12 protein-coding genes are annotated in these 16,225 nt (G+C 70.4%); 5 read left to right on the forward strand and 7 right to left on the reverse strand.

Going from position 1 to position 16,225, the window contains the following annotated elements:
* Window positions 1–28: 28 nt before the first annotated feature.
* Complete coding sequence (locus AB0J58_RS05865) at window positions 29–5,056, reverse strand: ATP-dependent helicase (RefSeq protein WP_364210805.1); 5,028 nt, start codon at window positions 5,054–5,056, stop codon at window positions 29–31.
* A gap of 261 nt (window positions 5,057–5,317) precedes the next feature.
* On the opposite strand from AB0J58_RS05865, the gene AB0J58_RS05870 reads away from it, so the two are divergent.
* Both AB0J58_RS05870 and AB0J58_RS05875 read left to right on the forward strand, forming a co-directional pair.
* Window positions 5,318–5,806, forward strand: coding sequence for a VOC family protein (locus AB0J58_RS05870; RefSeq protein ID WP_364210809.1), 489 nt, complete (start codon window positions 5,318–5,320; stop codon window positions 5,804–5,806).
* Between the two features lie 164 nt (window positions 5,807–5,970).
* Window positions 5,971–6,165, forward strand: a complete 195-nt coding sequence (locus AB0J58_RS05875; protein ID WP_030904097.1) for a DUF3046 domain-containing protein — start codon at window positions 5,971–5,973, stop codon at window positions 6,163–6,165.
* Window positions 6,166–6,183: 18 nt separating this feature from the next.
* On the opposite strand, the gene AB0J58_RS05880 is transcribed toward AB0J58_RS05875, so the two are convergent.
* Window positions 6,184–6,462 carry a hypothetical protein gene (locus AB0J58_RS05880; protein WP_364210812.1) on the reverse strand — a complete coding sequence of 93 codons (279 nt, stop codon included), beginning with the start codon at window positions 6,460–6,462 and terminating at the stop codon, window positions 6,184–6,186.
* Between the two features lie 325 nt (window positions 6,463–6,787).
* Between AB0J58_RS05880 and recA the strand changes: the two genes are divergently transcribed.
* The 3 genes from recA to rny all read left to right on the forward strand — a co-directional run bounded on the left by recA (window position 6,788) and on the right by rny (window position 10,630).
* Entirely contained in the window at window positions 6,788–7,912 is a 1,125-nt protein-coding gene (gene recA, locus AB0J58_RS05885) for a recombinase RecA (RefSeq protein WP_364210815.1), read from the forward strand.
* A 16-nt stretch (window positions 7,913–7,928) separates the two neighbouring features.
* A complete protein-coding gene (recX, locus tag AB0J58_RS05890) occupies window positions 7,929–8,735 on the forward strand; it encodes a recombination regulator RecX (protein WP_364211053.1) in 807 nt (268 codons plus the stop codon).
* A 284-nt stretch (window positions 8,736–9,019) separates the two neighbouring features.
* Window positions 9,020–10,630, forward strand: coding sequence for a ribonuclease Y (gene rny, locus AB0J58_RS05895; protein ID WP_364210818.1), 1,611 nt, complete (start codon window positions 9,020–9,022; stop codon window positions 10,628–10,630).
* Window positions 10,631–10,700: 70 nt separating this feature from the next.
* On the opposite strand, the gene AB0J58_RS05900 is transcribed toward rny, so the two are convergent.
* The 5 genes from AB0J58_RS05900 to AB0J58_RS05920 form a co-directional block, all read right to left on the reverse strand.
* Window positions 10,701–12,590, reverse strand: coding sequence for a prolyl oligopeptidase family serine peptidase (locus AB0J58_RS05900; protein ID WP_364210820.1), 1,890 nt, complete (start codon window positions 12,588–12,590; stop codon window positions 10,701–10,703).
* A gap of 263 nt (window positions 12,591–12,853) precedes the next feature.
* Window positions 12,854–13,795 (reverse strand): amino acid ABC transporter permease, encoded by a 942-nt coding sequence (locus AB0J58_RS05905; protein ID WP_364210823.1) that lies wholly within the window; start codon window positions 13,793–13,795, stop codon window positions 12,854–12,856.
* A complete protein-coding gene (locus AB0J58_RS05910) occupies window positions 13,792–14,460 on the reverse strand; it encodes an amino acid ABC transporter permease (RefSeq protein WP_364210825.1) in 669 nt (222 codons plus the stop codon). Before AB0J58_RS05910 ends, AB0J58_RS05905 begins: the two co-directional genes overlap by 4 nt.
* Before the next feature lie 60 nt (window positions 14,461–14,520).
* Entirely contained in the window at window positions 14,521–15,312 is a 792-nt protein-coding gene (locus AB0J58_RS05915) for a glutamate ABC transporter substrate-binding protein (RefSeq protein ID WP_364210827.1), read from the reverse strand.
* A gap of 66 nt (window positions 15,313–15,378) precedes the next feature.
* The gene (locus tag AB0J58_RS05920) at window positions 15,379–16,134 is read right to left on the reverse strand and encodes an amino acid ABC transporter ATP-binding protein (RefSeq protein ID WP_364210830.1); all 756 of its coding nucleotides are present in this window, start codon (window positions 16,132–16,134) and stop codon (window positions 15,379–15,381) included.
* Between the last annotated feature and the right edge of the window lie 91 nt (window positions 16,135–16,225).

Here is a 16,225-nt window from a genome sequence, read left to right on the forward strand (position 1 = left end):
GGCGGGCCGAGGCTCCGGCGGTCAGGTGCTAACTCCGCAGACGCAGCCCTCGGGGGGTCGGGTGGAACCCGGCGGACTCCAGGGCGGCGGCCAGGGGGGAGTCGTTGACGGCGGTGCCGTCCGCGCGCTCGACGGTCAGCTTGCCGAGGGCACCGTCGCGTACGGCGAGCGCGAGGGCGTCGACGGCGGGCTGGAGGCGGTCGTCTCCGGAGAAGGAGAGCAGGGTCCTACCACCGCGCTCGACATAGAGGATCAGGTGCCCGTCGACGAGCACGACCAGGGATCCGGCCTTCCTGCCCGGTTTGTGGGTCACCTCGCCAGGGTGGGCGGGCCACGGCAGGGCCGCCCCGTACGGGTTGGCCGGGTCGGTCGCCGCCAGCACCACCGCTCGGCGGCCGCTCTCCCCCGTGCCCTCGGGCTTCCGGGAGCTCCACGGGTCGGGCACCGGTGCCGCGCTCGGCGGTGCGGCGAGTGAGACGGACATGGCGCGCATCCGGTCGACGGCACCGGGAAGGGCGAACTGGGCGCCGCCCAGCCCCTCCACGAAGTAGCCCCTGCGGCACCGGCCGCTCTCCTCGAAGGCGCGAAGCACCTGGTAGACGGCGGCGAACCCGCCCGGCAGCCGCTCGGCGGCCACCGCGCCCCTGGTCACCACGCCGTACCGCTCCAGCAGCACCTCGGCCTGGGCGTGGGCGCGCTGGGTGGCGTCCTCGGCGGGAGCGGGCAGCGTCCACCAGCGCCCGCCCACCGTGGGCGGGCCGCTCCGGCTCGGCAGCACCGCCCGCCGACGCCGGGTCGGCGCCGGGCGATGCGCGGGGCGTCCCGTCCCGAGCGTGGCCCGCAGTGGTGCCAGCGTGTCACCGGTGATCCGGCCCGACCACACCAGGTCCCACACGGCGGCGGACAGGGCACGGTCGTCCGGGACCGAACCGGCCAGAAGAACGCCGGCCCGGCTCGCCAGCTCGCGGAAGAAGAGCGCGCCCCCGCCGCCCAGCACCTTCAGCACCGCCTCGTGCACCGGGGTCAGCGTGATGTCGGCGGGATCGGGCATCAGCAGCGGCGCGGTGTCGGCGAAGTAGAGCGACACCCAGCCGTCGCCACCCGGCAGGGATCCCTGTCCCGCCCAGATCACCTCGCCGGAGGCCGTCAGCTCGTCCAGCAGCGACGGGTCGTATCCGGGCACCCGCGAGGGCAGGATCAGCGTCTCCAGCGCCGAAGCGGGCACCGCCGAGCCCTGCAGCTGCTCGATCACGCTCACCAGCGCGTCGATCGGCGGCCTGCCCCGCCGCGGGGAGTCGGTGATGCCGTGCCAGGCGGGGGCGAAGACGGCCAGGGTCTCCGCGGAGACCGGCTCCACCTCCTTGCGGAGCCTGGCCAGGGATCTGCGGCGCAGCGTCCGCAGCACTCCGGCGTCGCACCATTCCTCGCCCCGGCCACCCGGCCTGAACTCCCCGCTCACCACCCGCCCGGAGGCCGCCAGGCGGCGCAACGCGTCGGTGACGACCGCGGTGCCGAGGCCGAACCTGGCCGCGGCCGTGCTCGCGGGGAAGGGGGCGCGGGTGCGGGCGTGCCTGGCGAGCAGGTCGCCCAGCGGGTCGTCCACCGGTTCCAGGAACACGTGCGGCACCCCCACCGGCAGCGGCACGCCGAGCGCGTCGCGCAGCCGGGCGGCGTCCTCGATCGCCGCCCACCGCTCCTGCCCCGCCACCCGAACCCTGATCGCCCGCCGGGAGCCCTCCAGCATGGCCAGCCACGCCGTATCACCCTCGCGCACGCTCACGTCCTCGGCCACCAGGGGGCCGTGGGAGCGGAGCAGGTCGGCCAGGTCCTCGGCGTCGCGCAGCGGCCGGTCCAGCCGGGCCAGCTCCCGCTCGGTGTCGGCGATCACATCGGGGTCGAGCAGCTCGCGCAGGTCGGCCTGGCCCAGCAGCTCGGCCAGCAGGCTCGTGTCGAGCGCGAGCGCCTGGGCGCGGCGCTCGGCCAGCGGAGCGTCCCCCTCGTACATGAACGCGCCGATGTAGTTGAACAGCAGCGACGCCGCGAACGGTGACGCCTTCCCGGTCTCCACCTCCACCAGCCGGACCCGCCGCGCCTCGATGTCGCGCATCAGCCGGACCAGTCCCGGAACGTCGAACACGTCCTGAAGACACTCGCGCATCGTCTCCAGCACCACGGGGAACGACGCGTAGCGGCCGGCCACGTTCAGCAGGTGCGACGCGCGCTGCCGCTGCTGCCAGAGCGGCGACCGCCTGCCCGGCACGCGGCGGGGCAGCAGCAGGGACCGCCCCGCGCACTCGCGGAACCGCGCCGCGAACAGCGCCGAGCCGCCGAGTTCCTCGGTGACTATCCGCTCGATCTCGTCCGGGTCGAAGGCGGCGACGTCGGACGGAGGTTCCGCGAGCGTGTCGGGGATGCGCAGCACGATCCCGTCGTCGGAGTGCACGGCCTGCACGTCGACGCCGTGGCGCTCCCGCAGCCGCCGCCCGATCGCCAGCGCCCACGGCGCGTGCACCCGTGCTCCGTAGGGGGAGTGCACCACCACCCGCCAGTCGCCCAGCTCGTCGTGGAACCGCTCGACCAGCAACGTCCGGTCGTCCGGCACATAACCGGTCGCCTGCCGCTGCTCGGCCAGGTAGGCGAGCAGGTTGGCCGCGGCGAACCCGTCCAGCCCCGCGGCCCTGATCCTCTCCAGCGCCCCGTCCCGTGCCGCGTTTCCGGCCTCGGCGTTCTCCGTCTCGGAGCTCCCCGCTCCCGCCTCCGGGTTTCCCGCCCCTGAGCCCGGTGTCCCCGGGCGCGCCGTCCCCGTGCTTCCCGTCCGTGCGTTCCCCGCCACCGAGCTCGGCGTCGTTCGGTCTCCCGCCCCCGCGTCCCTTGGCCGCGCGCTCTCCGTAGCACCGTCTCCCGCCTCGGCGTCCGCGCCCGCCGCGGACATCTGGCGGAGGAACGCGCCGATGGCCCTCCCCAGCTCCGCCGGGCGCCCCGCGGTGTCGCCGTGCCAGAACGGGAGCTTTCCCGGCTGTCCTGGCGCCGGAGTGACCAGCACCCGGTCAGCAGTGATCTCCTCGATCCGCCAGGAGGTCGCACCCAGCACGAACACGTCACCGGCCCGCGACTCGTAGACCATCTCCTCGTCCAGCTCGCCCACCCGGGAGGACTTCTCCCCGACCAGGAACACACCGAACAACCCCCGGTCGGGGATCGTGCCACCGTTGGTGACCGCCAGCCGCTGGGCTCCAGGACGGCCCCGCAGGGTGCCGGCCACCCGATCCCAGACGATGCGCGGTCGCAGCTCGGCGAACTCCTCGCTCGGGTAGCGCCCGGCGAGCATGTCGAGGGTCGCCTCCAGCGCGCTTCTGGGCAGCGTCCGGTAGGGGGCGGCTCGCCGTACGACCTCCTCCAGCTCGTCCACGGTCCACTCGTCCAGCGCGGTCATCGCCACGATCTGCTGGGCGAGGACGTCGAGAGGGTTGCGCGGATAGCGCAGTTCCTCGATCTCCCCACTTCTCATCCGTTCGGCCACCACGGCCGTCTGGACCAGGTCACCCCGGTACTTGGGAAAGATCACACCACGTGAGACGGCTCCCACCTGGTGACCGGCCCTGCCGATCCGCTGCAGGCCGCTCGCCACGCTCGGCGGTGCCCCCACGCAGGCCACCAGGTCCACCGCACCCATGTCGATGCCGAGTTCCAGGCTGGAGGTCGCGACCACGGCGGGCAGTCGCCCGGACTTGAGCGCCTCCTCGATCTGGGAACGCTCCTCCTTCGACACCGACCCGTGGTGGGCCCGTACGATCTCCGGGACGACCCCCTTGGCCGAACCGGCCTGCGCCATCATGGCCGCAGGGGTGGAGAGGGAGGCGGGAGGCTCGGAGAGGTTCTCGGCCCGGTGCGCGGGACCCGCCTCCGTGCCCGCCTCGAACCGCTCCGCCTCGGCGGTCCGCCGCTCCCAGGCCAGCTCGTTGAGGCGGGTGCAGAGCCGTTCGGCCAGCCGTCGTGAGTTGGCGAACACGATCGTGGAGCTGTGCCCCCCGATCAGGTCGAACAGCCGCTCCTCCACATGCGGCCAGATCGACCGCTTGGCCGGGGACTCGGTCGGCCACCGGTCGTCGTCGAGGGCGGGGGAGGCGGGCGGCGTGTCGAGCTCCGTCATGTCCTCGATCGGGACGACCACCTCGACCTCGATCTCCTTACCCGCGGGCGGCTGGACCACGGTCGCCGGGCGGGGCCCGCCCAGGAAGGCGGCGACCTCGCTCACCGGCCGTACGGTCGCCGACAGGCCGACGCGCTGCGCGGGCCGGGCCAGGAGGGCGTCGAGCCGCTCCAGACTGAGTGCCAGGTGCGCGCCGCGCTTGGTGGCGGCCACCGCATGCACCTCGTCGACGATGACCGTCTCCACGCCGCGCAGTGCCTCGCGGGCCTGACTGGTGAGCAGCAGGAACAGCGACTCGGGGGTGGTGATCAGAATGTCGGACGGCCTGGCCGCGAACCGGCGCCGCTCCTCGGGCGAGGTGTCGCCCGAGCGGATCGCCACCGAGATCTCCGGCACCGGCAGGCCGAGCCTTCTCGCGGTCTGCCTCAGCCCGGCCAGCGGCGCCCGGAGGTTGCGCTCGATGTCGACGGCCAGAGCCTTGAGCGGCGACACGTAAAGGACCCGGCACGGCCTCGGCGGCTCCTCGTCCCGTCGGGAACGGCTCCGCCTCCCCCCGGCGCCCGTGCCGCCCGTCACGTCCGGGCCGGTGGCGCCCGCCGGGGCGTCCGTGATCGTGGTGGTGTCCCGGGCGCTTCCGGGGAACCCGGCGTCCCCCGAAGAGGCGGCGTCTCCGGGAGGCCCGATGGCCGAGCGCTGGGCCGCCAGCCGGTCGAGCGACCACAGAAAGGCGGCCAGCGTCTTGCCGGAGCCGGTGGGGGCGACCACCAGGGTGTTGTCGCCCCGGGCGATCGCCGCCCACGCCCCCTCCTGTGCCGCGGTCGGCGCGGCGAAGGCCCCGGTGAACCAGTCCCTGGTCATCCGGGTGAAGTGCCCCAGCGCCCCGTCCGCGCCTGCCGTCTCGCTCATCGCGCCCCCTGTCTCCCGGCTCGGCCGACCAACCGGGCCACCGCCCATACTGCACGGCGCCACCGACAGAACCCGCCACCGCCTGTCGGCTCATCACCTGCGGATACGTGATCCACCGGTGCCACGGCCGGATCACCGGGCCTGTACGCCGGACGCGTTCGAGGGGGCGTCGCCGGTACGGCCCGCCCCAGGAGTAGGTTGGCTCCTGTCGCCACTGGCATGCTTTGGCGAACACAGGACGCATTGAGTGGTGAGCTGACGGTGAGCATCGACTACCAGGCCATCGAGGCGAAACGCGAGCGGATCAAGGCGGAGCACCTCAGGGAGGACCGTCCGCCGAGCAGCGCGAGGGGACTGCACCACTTCGCGCTGATCTCCTCGGACGTCGAGGCGACGATCAGGTTCTACCAGGACCTCCTGGAGTTCCCCCTCACGGAGATCTTCGAGAACCGCGACTACCAGGGGTCGAACCACTTCTTCTTCGACATCGGCAACGGCAACCTCCTCGCCTTCTTCGACTTCCCGGGGCTGGACCTCGGTCCCTACCGGGAGGTCCTCGGCGGGCTCCACCACGTCGCCGTCTCCGTGGACCCCTCCACCTGGGAGCGTCTGCGCGGCAAGCTGGCGGCGGCGGGCGTGCCGCACCAGGTGGAGAGCGGTACCTCCATCTACTTCACCGACCCGGACGGGGCGCGGGTGGAACTGCTCGCCGACCCCCTCGGCGAGATGTACGGCTCCCGCGTGCTCTGACGGACCGCCGCCTCTCCGCCGGTCGCCCCCGGCGGGGTTCCCGCGGGCGTGCGAACCCCGCCCCCGCCTCTCCCTCTCACCGGGACCGGACGACCGGGACGCCGCCGGCCCGCGGCATGCCGGTCGCGGGCCGCGGCACGCCGGGGTGGTCCCATACTTGGGGCATGCGCCTGTCGGATTTCTGGAAACGGATGAAGCTGCACTTCGGCGACCAGTACGCCGAGTCGTGGGCCCATGACTACGTCATCGCCGACCTCGGCGGCCGGACCGTGATCCAGGCGCTGGCCGAGGGGGTCGGGGCGAAGGAGGTCTGGCACGCCGTGTGCGGGGTGACCGACGTCTCTCCCCGGCTCCGCTGAGGAGCGGGCCGGGGGCGGTCAGGAGGGTTCCGCGGGCGGAGCGAGAAGTCTCTCCACCGAGCCGGCCGCGAGCGCGGGGTCGTCGGCACTCTCCTCGCCGTCCGGCGACCACAGAAACAGCCAGCCGCCCTTGACGGGGGTGGCGAAGACGATGGTCTGCCGGCCGCTGTCCGGATGCCATACCCACAGCACCGGAGCGGCGCCTCCGAGGGTGCGGCTCACCAGCCCTCGTTGTCGCAGTTCGGCGGCCAGGGAGTCGAGATGGGCTAGGCGTTGCTGCGTGAACGTGTTGGGCACGTCGGGCACCTCGGGTCGTTTCCCCTCAGGATCACCCCAGGTCAGCCTGGTTACAACAGGCTCAGGACAATTCTCGGAAATGTCGCCTCCCGGATGGGTCCGCGCTCCTCGCCGCCATGGCCCCGCGTCTGTGGCCGGCCCCGTACGGGAGAGTCCCGCGGTGGATCACGGTTCCTGGAAACGTGATGCCAACGGGCCGCGATCGAACAGTCGTTCGGCTATATTGAACGGGCCGTCACTCCTGGCGTGCCCTCCCGAAATTGTCGGCGGCACCCCGTAGCTTTCTGGCAACCGATCCAACCCGCGACCCTCCAGGGGGGCTCCCATGGCAGCTAACGACCGCGAGAAGGCGCTCGAGACCGCCCTCGCTCAGATCGAGCGGCAGTTCGGCAAGGGCTCCATCATGCGCCTGGGCGACGAGACCCGGGCGCCCATCGAGGTGGTCCCCACCGGCTCCATCGCGCTCGACGTGGCGCTCGGCATCGGGGGCTTCCCGCGCGGCCGCATCATCGAGGTCTACGGTCCCGAGTCCTCGGGAAAGACCACGATCGCCCTGCACGCGGTGGCCAACGCCCAGCGTGGCGGCGGCATCGCCGCGTTCATCGACGCCGAGCACGCGCTCGACCCCGAGTACGCCCAGAAGCTGGGCGTCGACACCGACGCGCTGCTCGTCTCCCAGCCGGACACCGGTGAGCAGGCACTGGAGATCGCCGACATGCTGATCCGGTCCGGCGCCGTCGACCTGCTGGTCATCGACTCGGTCGCGGCCCTGGTGCCCAAGGCCGAGATCGAGGGCGAGATGGGCGACAGCCACGTCGGCCTCCAGGCACGCCTGATGTCCCAGGCGCTGCGCAAGGTCGCGGGCGCGCTCAACAACACCGGCACCACCGCGATCTTCATCAACCAGCTCCGCGAGAAGATCGGCGTCATGTTCGGCTCGCCCGAGACCACGACCGGTGGAAAGGCGCTGAAGTTCTACGCCTCGGTCCGTCTCGACATCCGCCGTATCGAGACGCTGAAGGACGGCACCGAGGCGGTCGGCAACCGCACCCGGGTGAAGGTCGTCAAGAACAAGATGGCCCCGCCCTTCCGGGTGGCCGACTTCGACATCCTCTACGGTGTCGGCATCTCCCGCGAGGGCGGCCTGATCGACATGGGCGTGGAGCACGGCTTCGTCCGCAAGTCCGGAGCCTGGTACACCTACGAGGGCGACCAGCTCGGCCAGGGCAAGGAGAACGCGCGAAACTTCCTCAAGAACCACCCGGACATGGCGAACGAGATCGAGAAGAAGATCAAGGAGAAGCTCGGCGTCGGCCCGCGCGTCGACAGCCCGGCCACCCCGCCGCCTGCCGCTCCGGCGACCGCCGCGCCCGGCCGTGGTTCCGGTCCGGCGGCCGCCGCGTCCGGTCGCGGTTCCAAGGCGGCCACTCCCAAGCCGGGTGACGCCTGATTCGGGCTGATCGATGATGACGGGAGCCGACCTTGGTCCGCCCGGTGAGGGCGGGCCGAGAGACTGGGGTGCCTGGCCCGACGAGCCCCGGGGCGGCTCGCCGGGCAGAAGCGGGCGCGGGCGCGGCGATGCTCTCCCCGCTTTCGAGGGAGAGGGCGCAGGTCCCGCCGCCGGCGAGCCGCGAAGCCGGCGGGGACGTGGCTCCCGGCGTGGTGAGCGACGCTCCGGGGGCGGTTCTTCGGGCACCGATCCCGATGGCCTCCTTCCTGACGGACCGGCCGAGGAATCTCCCGCGAGCCGGGGGGCCGGGACCGATCCGCAGGCGGTGGCGCGGGCGATCTGCCTGCGGCTGTTGACGATGGCGCCGCGCACCCGAGCTCAGCTCGCGGAGGCGTTGCACAAGCGTGAGGTGCCCCAGGAGGCGGCGGACGCCGTGCTGGAGCGCTTCTCCGAGGTCGGGCTCATCGACGATGAGGCGTTCGCCGCGGCATGGGTGAGCTCTCGCCACGCCGGGCGGGGGCTTGCCAGAAAGGCCCTTGCCTCCGAGCTCCGGCACCGGGGGGTGGACGAGGAGACCGTGAAGGACGCGGTGGAGCAGCTCGACCCCGAGCAGGAGGCGGAGACCGCCCGTCGCCTTGTGCGGCGCAAGCTCTCCTCGACCCGCGGTCTGGACCCTGCGGTCAGGACCCGCAGGCTGGCCGGCATGCTCGCTCGAAAGGGATACGGTCCTGGCCTGGCGTTTCGCGTTATCCGCGAAGTGCTGGAGGATGATGAGGCAGAAACAGCGCCATTCACGGAAGATTCGGGCTATCCCCTCGACTAGCTCAAAGCAGCCTGACGCCAGGTCTTTGCTTGCTCGTTACCTCTCTGACGCTTAATCTCAACGGCAGTGAGGAGTTACTCCGCGCAGTGCGGATTGTCATAGCGGTGTATACGGACAAACAGGCTTGGCGGATGAGGGCGGGAGAGCGGGCCGGCGGGAAAAGCCGGTGAGTGATCCCTCTGGGTTCACTTCTGTCCCGGCAGCGCCGTCTCTTGGGCTTTCCGTGCCGTGCGTGTGACCCCTCGCGTGCTTGATATTTGCGACGCGAGGAAGGTGAGGCGCGCATGGATCCGGTCGTGGTCGTCATATTGGCAGTGGCGGTTGTGGCTCTTGCCGTGATGACGGCCGTGCTGGTCGTGTTGCTGCGTCACATCGGAGGAGCCGGGCCGAAGGGCCTCACCCCGGAGCAGGAGGCCGAGGTTTCGGCCCAGCTGGAGGAGGCCAGGCGTGAGGCCGCCGGTATCCGGGCGAAGGCCCAGGACGACGCCGGAGAGCTCCTGCGCAAATCGGAGGCGGCGGTCGAGGCGGCGGCCGAGATGCGCAAGGAGGTCGAGGCCGAGGGCAAGGTGCTGAAATACGAGCTCAAGGAACTCCGGGCAGACCTCGAACGCAGGGAGAACCGGCTGGCCGAGCGGGAGCAGCGCCTCGACGATGAGGCCAGGCGCCAGGCCGACCGGGCCCGCAAGCTCGCCGAGACGGAGACCGAGCTGGCCGATCGCCGCGAGGATCTCGAACGGGTGGCCGAGGAGCGCAAGGCCATCTTGGAGCGGGTGTCCGGGCTCACCGGCGACCAGGCCAGAGCCGAGCTGGTCCGGGAGATCGAGAACCAGGCCAAACGCGAGGCGGCCCTGATCGTCAGGGAGATCGAGAGCGAGGCGCGCAAGGAGGGCGAGAAGCGCGCCACCAAGATCGTTACATTGGCGGTCCAGCGGGTGGCCACCGAGCAGACCGCCGAGTCCGTCGTGAGCGTCCTGCACCTGCCGGGTGACGAGATGAAGGGGCGCATCATCGGCCGCGAGGGCCGCAACATCCGTGCCTTCGAGTCGACCACCGGAGTCAACCTGATCATCGATGACACGCCGGAAGCCGTGTTGCTGTCATGCTTCGACCCGGTCCGCCGCGAGACCGCCCGGCTGACCCTGGAGAAACTCGTCCTCGACGGCCGTATCCATCCGCAGCGCATCGAGGAGGCACACGAGCGCAGCAAGGCCGAGGTTCAGGAGCTGTGCGTGCGGGCGGGGGAGGACGCCCTGGTGGAGCTCGGCATCACCGACATGCATCCCGAGCTGGTCACCCTCCTCGGCCAGCTCCGCTACCGCACCTCCTACGGCCAGAACGTGCTCGGCCACCTCATCGAGTCTGCCCACATCGCCGGCATCATGGCGGCCGAGCTGCGGCTCGACACGACGCTGCTCAAGCGCTGCACGCTCCTGCACGACATCGGCAAGGCCCTCACCCACGAGGTCGAGGGCAGCCACGCGCTCATCGGCGCCGAGATCGCCAGGCGGTACGGCGAGCACGAGGACGTGGTCCACGCCATCGAGGCCCACCACAACGAGGTCGAGGTCAAGACCGTCGAGGCCATCCTCACCCAGGCCGCCGACGCGATCAGCGGCGGCCGTCCAGGCGCGCGCCGAGAGTCGCTGGAGGCCTACGTCAAGCGGCTGGAGCGCCTGGAGGAGATCGCCACCTCCTACGAGGGGGTCGAGAAGGTCTTCGCCATGCAGGCGGGCCGTGAGATCAGGGTCATGGTCAAGCCGGGCTCGGTCGACGACATCCAGGCTCAGGTGATCGCCCGCGACGTCGCCAAGCAGATCGAGGAGGAGCTCACCTACCCCGGTCAGATCCGCATCACGGTCGTCCGTGAGTCCCGGGCCACCGAGTTCGCCCGCTGACGCCCGGCACCCGAAAGGTCGCCCGCCGGACGGACGTTCGCGCCGGGGGCGGGAGGCCGCGGGTGAGCGTTCAGACGTGGAAGATCTGCTGGTAGAAGGCGAGTTCGGTGGCCAGTGCCGCGCTGCGGGTCTCGGCGCGGCGGAAGCCGTGGGCCTCGCCCTCGAACGTGAGATAGGTGCAGGGAATGCCACGCTCGGCGAGAGCGTCGACGAAGGACTGTGACTGCTCGGGGGGGACCACGGGGTCGGAGAGGCCCTGCAGGAGCAGCATCGGGCAGTTCACCCCCGCCACCTGGCCGAGAGGCTCGCGCGAGGCGTACAGAACGGGATCTTCCGGTCCGATCAGCCATTCGATGTAGCGCGACTCGAAGTCGTGGGTGGTCGCGCTGAACGTGGCGAGCGAGCTCACACCGTAGTAGGAGACGCCTCCGGCGAACGCGTCGGACGTGCAACAGGCCGCCATGACCGTCCAGCCGCCCGCGCTGCCGCCCCGGATCGCGATCCGTGCCGGGTCGGCCAGCCCTTCCGCGGCCAGCCATTCGGCCGTGGCGATCGAGTCCTCGACGTCGACCACACCCCACTGGCCGCGCAGCCGCTCGCGGTAGGCGCGGCCGTAGCCGGTGGAACCGCCGTAGTTGACGTCGATCACCCCGATGCCCCTGCTGGTGAAGAACGCCTTCTCCAGGTCGAGTGCTCCGGCGCTGTGCCCGGTCGGCCCGCCGTGCACGAACACGACGTACGGCGGGGGGCCCTCGCCGCGTGCCAGGGGGTTGGACGGCGGATAGAGGAACGCGTGCACCTCGCGCCCGAACCGGCTCTCGAACTCCACGGTTCTGGGGAGCGGCAGGTAGGCGGCGTCGGGCAGCTCGTTGATGTCCCTGCGCAGCTCCTGCGCGCCGCCGGTCAACGTGTCGACCCGGACGATCGAGCGGGGCAGCGCCGGGCCGTACCCGATACCGACCAGGGCGTGCCCGTCGGTGGCCAGTACCGGATCCCAGCCGTCGTAGGGCACGTCCAGGTCGCTCAGCAGGCCGCTGTCCGGGTCGAAGACACCCAGCCGCAGGCCGCCCAGCCCGTGCAGGACCGCGAGGCTGCCGTCGGCTATCGGCGCGTACGGTGTCGCGCCGAGCTGCCACAGCGGGCCCGCGAACTCCTCCTCCATCGGGTAGAGGGCCCGGGTCGCGGTGCCGTATATCCCGACCAGGTAGAGATTCCACCAGCCCGACCAGTCGGAGATCGCGTAAAGGTGTCGCTCGTCACGCCACCGCGGGGCGAGCACCGACTCGGAGACGCCCCCCTTGACCTTCCAGGAGGTGCCGTCGGCCAGCCGGCAGACCCGCAGCTCGGTGCCGTTCCACGGCATCTGGGGATGGTTCCAGCAGATGAAGGCCAGGTGCTCGCCATCGGGGGAGATGGTGGGGGAGGCGTAGAAGTCATGCCCGCTGATCCGCTCACGGGGCTCGGCCCCGCCGGAGAGGGGGCCGGAGAGAGGGATCGACACGATCGACCGGCTCACCTCGCCGTCGGCGTGCCGCTCCCTGACGCACCAGATCTGACCGTCGTGGACGAGGAGGTCCGCGTAGCGCAGGGCGGTGGGGTGCTCGGGCTCGGGGGTGAGCGGCCGGGGCTCGCCGCCGGTGGGCAGCAGGTAGAGCCGCTGGTCTGTGAAGTTCGTGAACACCAGGCCCTCGCCGGGCACCACCGCGTACGACCGCCCGCCGTACTCGTGGACCCTGGTCCTGGCGCTCCACGGCGCGCTCAGCAGATCGTGCTGCGTGCCGTCCGCGCTCTGGTGCACGATGGTGGTCCGCCCGCCCTCGGCGGGACGGTCCTCGGTCCACCAGACCTCCCCGCCGAGCACTGTCGGGAACCCGAGGCGCAGCCCGGAGCGGGCGACGTCGGAAGTGGAGATCGGCGAGGGCCAGGTGGCGTACGGCAGGATGGCCTGCTCGGGGGACATGGCGCAATCCTGCCCGATAACCCGCTCCGTGTCGCCGGTATCACGCTCGCGTCACCAGAGATATGCCGCCGACGGTCGGCACGAGCCGCAGGATCGGGGGGAATGAGGGGGTAAAGGTGGTTGATCCGACCTCTTTCGCAGGCCGGGTTTCACCGGCCGCGGGAGCCTCACCTGCCTCGGAGCGCCCGGCCACCCGGTCCGGGGCCCGGCATGGGAGGAGGGCGGCCACCGGACCCGGTGACCGCCCTCGACCGCTGTGCTTCCTACGGTGCCGGATTTCCCACGCCGCCCTCGACCGCGGTCGGTGAGTCGGGCCGGGCGATCGGCTGGGCCGCCGTCTTCCTGCTGCGACGGCTCCGCATCTCCAGCCAGGTGGCGATGGCGCCCACCATCACGTTGATGATGATGTAGATGATCGCGATGACGATCACCGCGGGAATGATGTTGTTGAAGTTGGAGGGCAGCACGCGCGCCCCCGCGTTCAGCAGGTCCTCGAACGACACGATGAAGCCCAGGGCGGTGTCCTTCAGCAGCACCACCAGCTGCGCGACGATCGCCGGCATCATCACGGTGACCGCCTGCGGCAGCAGGATCATCCGCATCACCTGGCCAGGACGCATGCCGACCGCCAGCGCGGCCTCGCTCTGCCCCCGGGGGATCGACAGGATGCCCGCCCGTACGATCTCCGCCAGCACCGAGCCGTTGTAGAGGACGAGGCCGATCACCACCGCCCAGAACGGCGTCACGGTGAGTCCGAAGACCGCGCTGCCGCCGAACATCACCGCGAAGATCATGATCAGCAGTGGGATCGCCCTGAAGAACTCGACGACCGCACCGGCGGCGCGACGGATCCAGGCGTTCGTGGAGAGCCTGCCGATGCCGAAGACGAACCCGAAGGGCACCGCGATCAGGGCGGCGACCGCGGCTGCGGTGAGCGTGTTCACCAGGCCGGGCAGGATCAGGTTGATCCACACGTCGCCGCGCAGGAACGGCGTCCACAACTCGGCGTTGAGCTGGTTCTTCTCACCGAGCTTGGTCACCATCACGTACACCGCGAACAGCACGGCGAGGATGACGAGCACGGTGAGAATGTTGTTGCGTATCCGGGCCTTGGGGCCGGGAATGTCGTACAGGACGCTGACGCGTTCCGAGCTCTCGGCGCGCCGCTTGCGCGCCGGGGGCCGCTCTGTGGTCACCGCGGTCATCGGACCACCGCCAAGCGCTTGGCGAGCCAGCCGAACAGCAGTCCGGTCGGCAGGGTCAGGATCAGGAAGCCCAGCGCGAACCCGGCGAAGATCTGGATGACCGCGTCGCCGTGCGCCTCGAACAGCGTCTTCATGGTCAGGGACGCCTCACCCACCCCGATGGCCGCGGCGATCGTGGTGTTCTTGGTCAACGCGATCAGGATGCTGCCCAATGGGGCGATCACCGCGCGGAACGCCTGGGGCAGCACGATCAGCCTCAGGTTCTGTCCGAACGTGAGCCCGATGGCGCGGGCCGCCTCCGCCTGGCCGACCGGGACCGTGTTGATCCCGGCGCGGATCGCCTCGCAGACGAACGCCGCCGTGTAGGCGGACAGTCCGATGATGGAGAGCCACAGGTAGTTGGTGGACAGGCTCTCGGAGAACGAGACGTCCAGAACCAGGCCGAGCCCCAGCCCGCAGAACACGATCACCAGGGTCAGCGGGGTGTTCCGCAGGATGTTCACGTACGCCGTGGCGATCCCGCGAAGGACCGGCAGCGGGCTGACCCGCATGCCCGCGAGGATCGTCCCGAGCACGAGCGCTACCAGCCCGCTGGCGAGGGTGAGCCGTATCGTCAACCAGAAAGCGTCCCGAATGATCGGGAACTCATCGAAGAGTGCCTGCACTCATCCCTCCAGAGGTCACAGGCCGGGGCATCCGTACGCCCCGGCCAAGGTGTGACCGAATCAGTAGCGCTCGACAGCCGGCGGGTTGGTGAAGAACTTGCCGAACTCACCGAAGTTGGCGTCGATGGCCTTCTTCCAGCTGCCGTCCTTGAACATCTTCTCCACCGCCGCGTTGACCTTCTCGCGGGTCTCCTTGTCCTCCAGCTTCAGGCCGATGCCGTACTTCTCCTCGGAGAAGGGCTGGCCGACGAGGCGGAACTTGCCGGGGGACTGGGTGGCGAAGCCGGCCAGGATCGTCGCGTCGGTGGAGATCGCGTCGACCTGCTTGTTCTCCAGCAGGGGCAGGCAGGCGCCGTAGCCCTGCTGCTCGGTGAGGAAGCCGCTCTTCCACTCCTCGCCGAACTTCTCGACCAGGCGGGCGGGAGAGGACGAGCCCTGGGCGCCGCAGACCTTCTTGGTCTTGAGGTCCTCGACACTGTTGATCGTGGTGTCGTCCGCCCGGGTCAGGATGTCCTGGCCGGTGACCAGGTACGGACCGGCGAAGGAGACCTTCTTCTTGCGGTCGTCGGTGATCGAGTAGGTCGCGATCACAGCGTTGACCTGGCCCTGCTGGATGAAGGACTCACGGTTGGCCGAGATGGCCTCCTTGAACTCGATCTTGTCGTCGGCGTAGCCGAGCTCCTTGGCGACATACCTGGCCACGTCGACGTCGAACCCCTTGAAGGAGCCGTCGGGCTGCTTCTGCCCGAGCCCGGGCTGGTCGACCTTGATACCCACGACGAACTTGTCACTTCCACTGCCGCCGTCACCGCACGCGGTCAGGCCGGCCATCGCCGCGGCGGCTGCGATCACCACGGCTCCAATACGACGTACACGCATTCTTGCTACCTCGTCTTTCGTCAGGGATGAGCAGAGCCGTCAGTGAGTGAGGATCTTGGAAAGGAAGTCCTTGGCCCGGTCGGTCCGGGCGTTGGTGAAGAACTCCTCGGGGATGTTCTCCTCCACGACCTGGCCCTCGGCCATGAAGACCACGCGGTCGGCCGCGCGGCGGGCGAAGCCCATCTCGTGGGTGACGACCATCATCGTCATGCCCTCCTGAGCAAGGCTGATCATGACGTCGAGCACCTCCTGGACCATCTCGGGATCCAGCGCAGAGGTCGGCTCGTCGAACAGGATCATCTTCGGGTCCATGGCCAGGGCGCGGGCGATGGCCACGCGCTGCTGCTGGCCTCCGGAGAGCTGCGCGGGGTATTTCGACGCCTGCGCGCCGATGCCCACCCGCTCCAGTAGCTCCATGCCCCGCCGCTCGGCGTCGGCCTTGGCGATGCCGCGGACCTTGATCGGCCCGAGCGTGACGTTCTCCAGGATCGTCTTGTGGGCGAACAGGTTGAAGGACTGGAACACCATCCCGACCTCGGACCTGAGCTTGGCCAGAGCCTTGCCCTCGACGGCGAGCGGCTGCCCGTCGAAGGTGATCGTCCCCTGGTCGATCGCCTCCAGCCGGTTGATCGTCCGGCAGAGGGTCGACTTGCCGCCGCCCGAGGGGCCGATGACGACGAGGACCTCGCCACGGGAGATCGTCAGATTGATGTCCCGAAGGACGTGCAGGCTGCCGAAGTGCTTGTTGACGCCTTCGAGCACCACCAAAGGAGTCTTGTCCCCGTTCTCCGTCATGGGGGACAACGTAATTCTGTAAAGGGCACCCCGTGCTAACCCTGCGGTACCGATCAGATCACGGCCCACTTACCTCTTGGTCGTCAACGCG

Source organism: Streptosporangium sp. NPDC049644 (genome assembly GCF_040675205.1).
GTDB lineage: Bacteria > Actinomycetota > Actinomycetes > Streptosporangiales > Streptosporangiaceae > Streptosporangium > Streptosporangium fukuiense.

What these genes read in the sequence shown, in the direction of transcription:
- rny (WP_364210818.1), top strand. Translation starts at nt 9,020, where the DNA reads ATGGATCCGGTCGTGGTCGTCATATTGGCAGTGGCGGTTGTGGCTCTT.
- AB0J58_RS05865 (WP_364210805.1), bottom strand. Translation starts at nt 5,056, where the DNA reads ATGAGCGAGACGGCAGGCGCGGACGGGGCGCTGGGGCACTTCACCCGG.
- AB0J58_RS05875 (WP_030904097.1), top strand. Translation starts at nt 5,971, where the DNA reads ATGCGCCTGTCGGATTTCTGGAAACGGATGAAGCTGCACTTCGGCGAC.
- recX (WP_364211053.1), top strand. Translation starts at nt 7,929, where the DNA reads ATGACGGGAGCCGACCTTGGTCCGCCCGGTGAGGGCGGGCCGAGAGAC.
- AB0J58_RS05900 (WP_364210820.1), bottom strand. Translation starts at nt 12,590, where the DNA reads ATGTCCCCCGAGCAGGCCATCCTGCCGTACGCCACCTGGCCCTCGCCG.
- recA (WP_364210815.1), top strand. Translation starts at nt 6,788, where the DNA reads ATGGCAGCTAACGACCGCGAGAAGGCGCTCGAGACCGCCCTCGCTCAG.
- AB0J58_RS05920 (WP_364210830.1), bottom strand. Translation starts at nt 16,134, where the DNA reads ATGACGGAGAACGGGGACAAGACTCCTTTGGTGGTGCTCGAAGGCGTC.
- AB0J58_RS05905 (WP_364210823.1), bottom strand. Translation starts at nt 13,795, where the DNA reads ATGACCGCGGTGACCACAGAGCGGCCCCCGGCGCGCAAGCGGCGCGCC.